Genomic DNA, 9,210 nt, shown 5'->3' with positions numbered 1-9,210 from the left:
GTCGTGACATAGCCTTCGACGTGGTAATGCTTTAGGGCGGCCCGGAAGTCCTCAAGCTGGCGACGCCGACAAGACAACCGGCACCGAACCCGCGGCCAAAGGAAAAGGCGGATGCGGCGGCCGGCGGGAGCTCTATAGGCTCCGGCGGCTCCAGCCCTCCGCACGATCTCGGCGGCAACGTGACAAGCGGCGACGGGCCGGAATAACAGGACAGCAAGGGTCTCTCAGGCGCTGGCATGAGGGCGGCGGCTTGATCTCTTCGTGAGGTCGCCGCCGCCCCTTTTTTTGTTTTGTGGAAGGTTTTTTGCGACTATGCAAATCTGATTTTGTTCCGGTAGTGTTCACGGTGAATAGGCAACCTCCAATTGCGACATTTGACTCGGCCGCCGCGCCGGGTTCTTTTTTGAGGTTTCGATCATGCGCCTTGCCTTCTCTCTTCCCATTCTCGCCGCGATCGGCCTGGCCGGCGCGACGGCCTTTACCTGGGTCCAGATGAAGAGCTCGGTCCCGGAGACGATACAGGGCATCCTCGACCAGAACTTGCCGGGCAACACGCTGAAGGTTGCCTATCTCGATCTCCCGATCTCGGCGGCCGTTCCGTTAGTCGGCCCGGCAAAGAGCAATGGCTATTTCATGATCGAGCGGAAGGGCGGCTCGCCGCTCGCCGGGACTTGCGCCGCGACGACGATCGACTATGAGGTACGCGCCGCCGGGAGTGGCCGTCTGTCGGTCGCGATCCCTAGACCCGAATTGACGAAAGTTCTGGCCTGCCAATAATGCATAGTGAGACTTACGGCTACATCGCCTTCGGTGATGACGATCTCTACCATCGCGGAGCGCTTCTCAGTGCTTTAAGGTTGCTGCATTTTACGCCGCACGCGCGGATCACGATCGCGACCGATAGGCCGCAATTCTACGCCGGGTATCCGGTCGAGACGTTGCCGCTATCCTCGGGTCAAATGACGGAGATGTCTTTCGGCAACCGCTATGTGTTCGGCATCAAGGCCGGCGGGCTGATCGAGCTCCTGAAGCGGACAGAGCGCCTACTCTTCATGGATACGAATATCTACCCGGTCGGCGACGCTTCGAAGGGTTTCGCCAGGATTTCTCCCTCGCGGTCGATCATGAGGCTTTGCGAGGGCGTTCCCGCCGGTTACGAAATTGAAACCAAGGGGCTCCGCCTCGGCGACTACAGGATCACCGGGCGCGAGGTCATGTGGAACAGCGGGATCGTGGGGGTTCACCGCGCAAACCTTCCGGCCCTCGCCAGTGCATACGAATTGATAGGGAGCATGCTCGGCGTCGTGAGCTCCCACACCAAAGAGCAATTCGCCGTCGGCCTGGCGCTGTCGCAAGGCGGCCGCAAGATAGCCCCGCACCGGCTTCCCCTTCGTCATTACAACACGGCAGGGAAGAAGGCTTTCGCGCGCGGTCAGATCGCGCGGTTCTTTCGGGACAATGGCGATTTGCCTCTCGACCAGCAGATCGAGAGATCGGCCCGCTTGCGCCTGTGGCGAGGTCCGCTCGACTTGTGGGCGCAGCGCGCCCGCTGGAGATTGTGAGGGTTTCCGGTAGAAAGAGATTTTCGGGAAAACCTAAGTGCTTGGTTTTGCTGGTCGGAGTGGCAGGATTTGAACCTGCGACCCCATCGTCCCGAACGATGTGCGCTACCAGACTGCGCTACACTCCGTGACCAGACCGCGGGCTTATAGCCGCCGCTTTTCGATCCTGCAAGCACCAATGGCAGTACGTCTGTCGCATTTCTTCGGCTTTTGTCACGATGTCCCTGGCGACACCGGATTCACACGTCGGCAAGAGCCGCGTCCCAGCCTTGCGTCACTGACCATCACCCCGCTAGAACGGGTCTCTTGGCCCTTCGGAGTCTCGAATCTTGCCTCAGCGCATCGTCAGTTTCGTCATGAGCGGCGGCGTCGGCTCGCGGCTCTGGCCGCTGTCGCGCGAGGACAATCCCAAGCAGTTCCACGATTTTTCCGGCGACGGCTCGATGCTGGCCAAGACCTTGCGCCGGCTGGCGGCGAGGCCCACCGGCGAAACACCGATCTTCCTGATCGCCTCCGAGCGCCATGCCGAGCGCGTCCATGTCGACCTCGCCGGGCTCGACCTCGCCGGCGGCGGCCCGCTTTTCGAGCCGGCCGGCCGCAACACCGCGGCCGCTGTCGCACTCGCCACATTGCGCACGCTCGCCGAATTTGGCGACAGCCTGATGCTGGTAGTGCCGTCCGATCACCAGATTTCAACCGCCAAGCAGTTCTGGCGCAGCGTCGAAGCCGGAGCGGAGGCGGCGAGCGCCGGTCGTCTAGTGGTGTTCGGCATCAAGCCGACCCAGCCCGAGACCGGCTATGGCTATATCGAAGTCGCCGCTGACACCGACGGCATCTTCGATGTCTCGCGCTTCGTCGAGAAGCCCGACCTCGCCACCGCGCAAGCCTATGTCGAAGCCGGAACCTTCTACTGGAATACCGGCATCTTCCTGTTCCGCGCCGGCGCCATGCGTGACGCCTTCGCGGCGTTCCAGCCCGGCATCTGGCAGGCCACCGAAGCCGCCTACAAGGCGGCGACATCGGATCTTTCCGGCCTCTATATGCCGCTCGATCTCTATTCCGCCATTCCCTCGACCTCGATCGACTACGCCATCATGGAGCGGGCCAAGGGCATCGCCATGGTGCCGGCGGGTTTCCGCTGGAACGACCTCGGCTCCTGGCAGTCGCTGCTCGACGTCGGCCCTTCAGACAAGGACGGCAATGTGATCGTCGGCGATGTCGTCGCCATCGATTGCGAAAACTCCTACATCCGCGGCGAGGGCCGGTTGCTTTCGGCCATCGGCATGAAGGACGTCGCCATTGTCTCGACCGCCGACGCTACCTTCGTGGCACCCGTCAGCCACAGCCAGCACGTCAAGAAGATCGTCGAGCAGCTGGAGAAGTCGGGCCGGCTGGAAACGAGGTTCACGCCGGCGCATGATCGCGTCATCGAAAGTGGCGCCTGGCGACAGCGCGTGCATCACTGGCTGTTCGACGAGACGCTGCCGCTGTGGTCGACGTCGGGCGTCGACGAGCGTCATGGCGGCTTCCATGAGGCGCTCGGCTTCGACGGCTCGCCGCTGATGAAGCCGAAGCGCATGCGCACCCAGGCCCGCCAGGTCTATGCCTTCGCGGTGGCCAAGGAGCGCGGCTGGACCGGCCCGGCCGACCGGCTGATCGCCCATGGCATCGATTTCATGGCCGGCAAGGGCCGCACCGCAAGGGGCGGCTGGGTGCGCACGCTCAACATCGACGGCTCGGTCGCCGATCCGGTCGAGGACGCCTACGACCATTCCTGCGTGCTGCTGGCGCTGGCGCACGCCCATATATCGGGCCATCCCGATGCCTTGCGGCTCGGCGAGGAGACCTTCGCCTTCCTCGACGCCCATCTCGAGGACAGCCGCATGACCGGCTTCCTCGAAACATCCGATGGCGCGGGCGAGCGGCGCACCAACCCGCATATGCATCTGCTCGAAGCCTTTCTCGCCTGGCACCAGGCGACCGGCGAGCGCGCCTATCTGCGCCGCGCGGCGCAGATCATCGATCTCTTCCGCAGCCACTTCTTCGACTCTGAAAGCTGGACGCTCGGCGAATATTTCGACGACGGCTGGAAACCGGTGGCCGGCGAGAAGGGCAGCTGGACCGAGCCCGGCCATCATTTCGAATGGGCCTCGCTGCTCGTCGATTTCGCCGGCCGCAGCGGCCAGACCGAGGTCACCGCCTTCGCCCGCAAGCTCTACGCCTCCGCTGTCGCCAACGGCCTCAATCGCGCCACCGGCCTTTCCTACGGCGCCGTCTCCAGGCAGGGCCTGCCGCTCGACCTGGTGTCGCGCAGTTGGCCGCAGGCCGAAGCTGTCAAGGCGGCGATCGCGCTGGATGGCACCGGCGGGCCGGACCTCAAGCCCGAGATCGAGGCGCGTGTCGGCAGGCTGTTCCGCTGGCACATCGATCCGGCGCCGCTGGGCTTGTGGATCGACCGCATCGACGAGCGCGGCCGCTCGCTGGCGACCGACGTGCCGGCCAGCATATTCTATCACCTCGTCTGCGCGCTGACGCAGTATCTGGATGGAACGGCCGGGGAGGGAGGCTGAAGCCGCCAATCTCCCCCCTCGAGGGGGAGATGGCCGGCAGGCCAGAGGGGGCCGGTTCGACTGGACGCGACCTTCTTTTGCGACAGGATAAGGCTAGCGCCCCACGCGCGGCGACCCCCTCTGTCGCCTTCGGCGACATCTCCCCCTCAAGGGGGGAGATTAGGCGTGCCTCGCGCCAGCCCCTCAATATGGGCTCGCCACGTCCCCCGTCTCGACATAAACCGCCTTCAACTGCGAGTAGAGCGCCAGCGCGGCAAGCGAGTTCTCGCGCCCGATGCCCGACTGCTTGACGCCGCCGAAGGGGATTTCCACCGGCGTCAGATTGTAGGCGTTGATCCAGCAGGTGCCGGCCTGCAGTTCGGCGATGACGCGGTGGGCGCGCGGCAGGTCGCGGGTGAAGACGCCGGCGGCGAGGCCGAATTCGGTGTCGTTGGCGCGCTCGATGACCTCGTCCTCGCCGTCGAACTTCAATACGCTCATCACCGGCCCGAAGATCTCTTCGCGTGCAATGCGCATCGTATCGGTCACGCCGGTGAACACCGTCGGCTCGACGAAATAGCCGCCCTGAAAACCCTGCAAAGACGGCACGTTGCCGCCGCAGGCGAGGGCAGCGCCCTCCTGCCTGCCGGCCGCGCTGTAGGAGACGACCTTATCCTGCTGCGCCTTGTTGACCAGCGGTCCCATCTGGGTTTCGGGATCCAGTGGATCGCCGATGCGGATCTTCTTGGTGCGCTCGACCAGCCGGTCGACGAAGCGGTCATGGATGCCCTTCTGCACGAACACGCGCGTGCCGTTGGAGCAGATCTGGCCGGTCGAGTAAAAGTTGCCGAGCATGGCGCCGCCGATGGCGTTTTCGAGATCGGCGTCGTCGAAGACGATCAGCGGCGACTTGCCGCCGAGTTCCATCGTCGCGTGCTTCATCTTCGAGCCGGCGAGCGAGAGCACCTTGCGCCCGGTCGGCACCGATCCGGTCACCGAAACTTTGGCGACGACATCATGGCCGACGAGACCTGCGCCGACATCGCCATAGCCCTGCACGACGTTGAACAGCCCGTCGGGCAGACCGGCCTCTGAGTAGATCTCGGCCAGCGCCAGCGCCGACAGCGGCGTGTTCTCCGACGGTTTGAACACCATGGCGTTGCCCATGGCGAGCGCCGGCGCCGACTTCCAGCCGGCGATCTGGATCGGATAGTTCCAGGCGCCGATGCCGACGCACACGCCGAGCGCCTCGCGCCTTGTGTAGGCAAACGGTCCGCCGAGATCGACCGCCTCGCCGTTGAAGGCGGCGACCGCGCCGCCGAAATATTCCAGGCAGTCGGCGGCCGAGGGCGCGTCTGCCACCAGCGTCTCCTGGATCGCCTTGCCGGTATCGAGCGTCTCGATGCGCGCGAGATCCGCATTGCGTGCGCGAAGAATGTCGGCTGCGCGGCGCAGGATGCGCCCGCGCTCGACCGGTTTCAGCCGCGCCCAGGCCGGCTGCGCGGCGCGCGCGGCCTCGATCGCCAGTTCCAGCACGTTCGGCGTCGCTGAATGCAGCGTGGCGATGGTCTCGCCCGTCGCCGGATAGATCACCGGCAGCGGCGCGCCGCCCTCGTCCTCGATGTAGCGGCCGTTGACATAGTGCGATGCCGTGGGCTGGGCGCGCATGGTGTTCTCCATTGATGGTCGCTGGGCGGGAGGGCGCCAGCCTGACAATGCCCTATCGATCCGCCACCTGCCAGCGCGGATTGATCCAGGGTTCCTGGTTGGACGGCGCCAAAGGCGTGCGGCCGAGGATGTGATCGGAGGCCTTCTCGCCGGTCATGATCGACGGCGCATTGAGGTTGCCATTGGTCACCCGCGGGAAGACCGAGGAATCGGCGACGCGCAGGCCCTCGACCCCGATCACCCGGCATTCCGGATCGACGACGCTCATGAGGTCGTCGGCGCGGCCCATCTTGCAGGTGCCGCAAGGGTGGTAGGCGCTCTCGGCGTGATCCCTGATGAAGGCGTCCAGATCCTCATCCGACTGCACATGGCTGCCGGGCGATATCTCCTTGCCGCGAAAGCTGTCGAATGCCTTCTGGCCAAAAATCTCGCGCGTCAGCCGGATGCAGTGGCGGAACTCCGTCCAGTCGTCCGGATGCGACATGTAGTTGAAGCGGATCACCGGCTTCGCTTTCGCATCGGGCGAGCGCAGCGTCACCGAGCCGCGCGACTTCGAACGCATCGGTCCGACATGCGCCTGGAATCCGTGCGATTTCGCCGCCGCCTTGCCGTCATAGCGCACCGCCGCCGGGATGAAGTGGTACTGTATGTCAGGGTAGTCGACACCGGCCTGCGAGCGCACGAAGGCCGCCGCCTCGAAATGGTTGGTGGCGCCGAGGCCGGTCCTGAAGAACAGCCACTGCGCCCCGATCAACGCCTTGGAGAACGGGTTGAGCACCGAATTCAGCGTGATCGGCTTGGTCGATTCCTGCTGGATGTAGAGCTCCATATGGTCCTGCAGATTGCTGCCGACGCCCGGCCTGTCGGCCACCACTGCTATGCCGTTTTCCTGCAGATGCGCGCCCGGGCCGATGCCCGACAGCATCAGGATCTTCGGCGAATTGATCGACGAGGCCGCAACGATCACCTCACGTCGCGCCTTAACAACCTGAATCTGTTTGTTAGCTTCGATCTCGACCCCGGTGGCGCGTTGATTCTCGATGACCACGCGGCGGGCGAAGCCTTTGACCAAAGTGACGTTTTTGCGTTTCAGAGCCGGCTTCAGATAGGCATTCGCCGCCGACCAGCGGCGGCCGCCCAAAATCGTCTGCTCCATCGGGCCGAAGCCTTCCTGCTTCGATCCGTTGTAGTCGTCGGTCAGTTCGAAGCCGGCCTGGCGGCCGGCCTCGACGAAGGCGCCGTAGAGCGGATTCTTGCGCGTGCCGCGCTGCACATACAGCGGGCCGCTTTTGCCGCGCCAGCCATCCTCGCCGCCGTCGGCATCCTCCATGCGCTTGAAGTAGGGAAGCACGTCGGCGAAGCCCCAGCCGGTCGCGCCCTGTTCGGCCCAGTGGTCGAAGTCGCGCGCATGGCCGCGCACATAGACCATGCCGTTGATCGAGGACGAGCCGCCGATCACCTTGCCGCGCGGGGTGGCGAGCACGCGGCCGCCGAGATGCGGTTCCGGCTCGCTGGCGAAACCCCAGTCGTAGAGGCTCATGTTGAGCGGGATCGACAGCGCCGACGGCATCTGGATCAACGGCCCGATGTCTGTGCCGCCGAACTCGATGACGATCACCGAGTGCTTGCCGTCTTCCGACAGCCTGTAGGCCATGGCCGAGCCGGCGGAGCCGGAGCCGATGATGACGAAATCCGCTTCAAGCATTGTTCATATGCGCCATGAAATCGGCGAGCGAGACATTGCCGCCGGTAGCCACAACAAGGACGGTCTTTCCCGCCACGCTCACCTTGCCCCCAAGCAGCGCCGCCAGCGACGCCGCGCCCGACGGTTCCAGCACCAGCTTCATCCGCTCGAACGCGATCTTCATCGCTCGCCGCACCGAGGTGTCGTCGACGGTGACGCCACGCACGCCGGCCGCGCTCACCGCCGCGAAGGGTGCTTCGCCTGGCTTCCTCGCCATGAGCCCGTCGCAGATCGATTTCGGCCCGATCGGCATCGTCTCGATGGCGCCATGCGCCAGTGAGGAACCCATGCCGTTGAAGCCTTCCGGCTCGACCGCGATGACCTCGGTCTTCGGCGACTGGTAATGGAAGGCGAGCGACACGCCGCCGATCAGCCCACCGCCGCCAACCGAGCAGAACACCAGGTCGGCATGCGCGTCCTTCGCCGCCAACTGGTCGAGCGCCTCCAGCCCGGCGCCGGCCTGGCCGGCGACGATCTCGGGGTCGTCGAAGGGATGCAGCAGCGTGAGTCCCTCGGTCTCGGCAATCTCGCGCGCCTTGGCGGCCGCCACTTCCTCACGGGCGCGATCGCCATGGTCGGTGAGCACGACGCGCGCGGCGTAGCCGGCGGTGGCGTCACGCTTGGCGGCCGGCGCATCGATCGGCATAACGATGGTGACGGGAATGCCGAGCGCCTGGCCGGCCGCCGCGAGCCCCTGCGCGAAATTGCCGGACGAATAGGCGACGACGCCTTTCTCTGCCGCATCCGACGAAAGCTGTTTCAGCCGCCAATAGGCGCCGCGCACCTTGAAAGAGCCGGCCCATTGCAGCGACTCCGGCTTGACGAAAACGCGTGCGGCCCCCGTCTCCATCGCGAGTGCTGCCGACTCCAGCAGCGGCGTCACCTGCGTTGCCGTCGAGGTGACGGCATAGGCCTTCTTGAGATGATCGAGTGAGGGGACGAGTGTTGTCATCATTCGCCTCGCGGGTACCGCTTGTTCTCTTCGAGATTGTCGAGGTTCATGTGGTTGCGCATATAGCGCTCCGACGCCTTCTGCAGCGGCTGGAAATCCCACGGGTAGTAGGCGCCGTTGCGCAGCGCCGGATAGACGACCCAGCGGCGCGCCTGGCTTTCACGCACGGCGGCGTCGAAGGCGGCCATGTCCCAGCGCGCCCGGACCTTGTCCATGAACGCAGCCACCAGGCCCGCGTTGGCCGGGTCGTCGGCGAGGTTGTCGCGCTCGAGCGGATCGGCTCCGAGATCGAACAGCTGTGGCGGGTCGAGCTCGCAATGGACGAACTTGTATTTGCCGTCGCGGATCGCCACCAGCGGTGCGTAGGAGCCCTCGGCCGCGTACTCGATCAATGCCGGCGCGGCGCGCTGCCCGCCATTGGCAAGCGGCAGCAGCGACTGGCCGTCGGTCCATGGCGCGATCGCGCTCATATCGATGCCGGCGAGGTCGCACAGTGTCGGCGTCACGTCGAGGTTGGAGACCGGCGCCTCGATCAGCCCGGCCGGCACGCCCTTGCCGGCAATCATCAGCGGCACCCGCGCCGAGCCCTCGAAGAAGCTCATCTTGAACCACAGGCCGCGCTCGCCCAGCATGTCGCCGTGATCCGAGCAGAACAGGATGGTGGTGTCGTCCAGCATCCGTGTCCGCTTGAGAACGTCCAGCAGCTCGCCGAGCTTGTCGTCGACATAGGAAATG

Annotated in this window: 7 protein-coding genes and 1 tRNA gene; 3 read left to right on the top strand and 5 right to left on the bottom strand. The window is 65.1% G+C overall.

Annotation, left to right across the window (positions count from 1 at the left end):
• The first annotated feature begins 417 nt into the window (after positions 1–417).
• Together EN742_RS13995 and EN742_RS13990 are read left to right on the top strand one after the other, a co-directional pair.
• Positions 418–777 (top strand): hypothetical protein, encoded by a 360-nt coding sequence (locus tag EN742_RS13995; RefSeq protein WP_128332930.1) that lies wholly within the window; start codon positions 418–420, stop codon positions 775–777.
• 212 nt (positions 778–989) lie between these two features.
• Complete coding sequence (locus tag EN742_RS13990) at positions 990–1,562, top strand: hypothetical protein (RefSeq protein WP_245492318.1); 573 nt, start codon at positions 990–992, stop codon at positions 1,560–1,562.
• 51 nt (positions 1,563–1,613) lie between these two features.
• Here EN742_RS13990 and EN742_RS13985 read toward each other — a convergent pair.
• Positions 1,614–1,690, bottom strand: a tRNA-Pro gene (locus tag EN742_RS13985).
• A gap of 201 nt (positions 1,691–1,891) precedes the next feature.
• Here EN742_RS13985 and EN742_RS13980 point away from each other — a divergent pair.
• Complete coding sequence (locus EN742_RS13980) at positions 1,892–4,132, top strand: AGE family epimerase/isomerase (protein ID WP_128332928.1); 2,241 nt, start codon at positions 1,892–1,894, stop codon at positions 4,130–4,132.
• 183 nt (positions 4,133–4,315) lie between these two features.
• Here EN742_RS13980 and betB read toward each other — a convergent pair whose 3' ends face one another.
• The 4 genes from betB to EN742_RS13960 all read right to left on the bottom strand — a co-directional run.
• Entirely contained in the window at positions 4,316–5,779 is a 1,464-nt protein-coding gene (betB, locus tag EN742_RS13975) for a betaine-aldehyde dehydrogenase (RefSeq protein ID WP_128332927.1), read from the bottom strand.
• 52 nt (positions 5,780–5,831) lie between these two features.
• Entirely contained in the window at positions 5,832–7,484 is a 1,653-nt protein-coding gene (gene betA / locus EN742_RS13970; protein WP_127407273.1) for a choline dehydrogenase, read from the bottom strand.
• The gene (locus EN742_RS13965) at positions 7,477–8,478 is read right to left on the bottom strand and encodes a threonine/serine dehydratase (protein WP_128332926.1); all 1,002 of its coding nucleotides are present in this window, start codon (positions 8,476–8,478) and stop codon (positions 7,477–7,479) included. The genes betA and EN742_RS13965 overlap by 8 nt, the downstream gene beginning before the upstream one ends.
• Positions 8,475–9,210 (bottom strand): sulfatase-like hydrolase/transferase (locus tag EN742_RS13960; protein WP_148670102.1); only part of this gene is annotated, 736 nt, incomplete at its 5' end. The genes EN742_RS13965 and EN742_RS13960, both read right to left, overlap by 4 nt.

This window comes from Mesorhizobium sp. M4A.F.Ca.ET.020.02.1.1 (genome assembly GCF_004022645.1).
Classification (GTDB): domain Bacteria; phylum Pseudomonadota; class Alphaproteobacteria; order Rhizobiales; family Rhizobiaceae; genus Mesorhizobium.
This window is presented reverse-complemented; position numbering and strand designations above follow the sequence as displayed.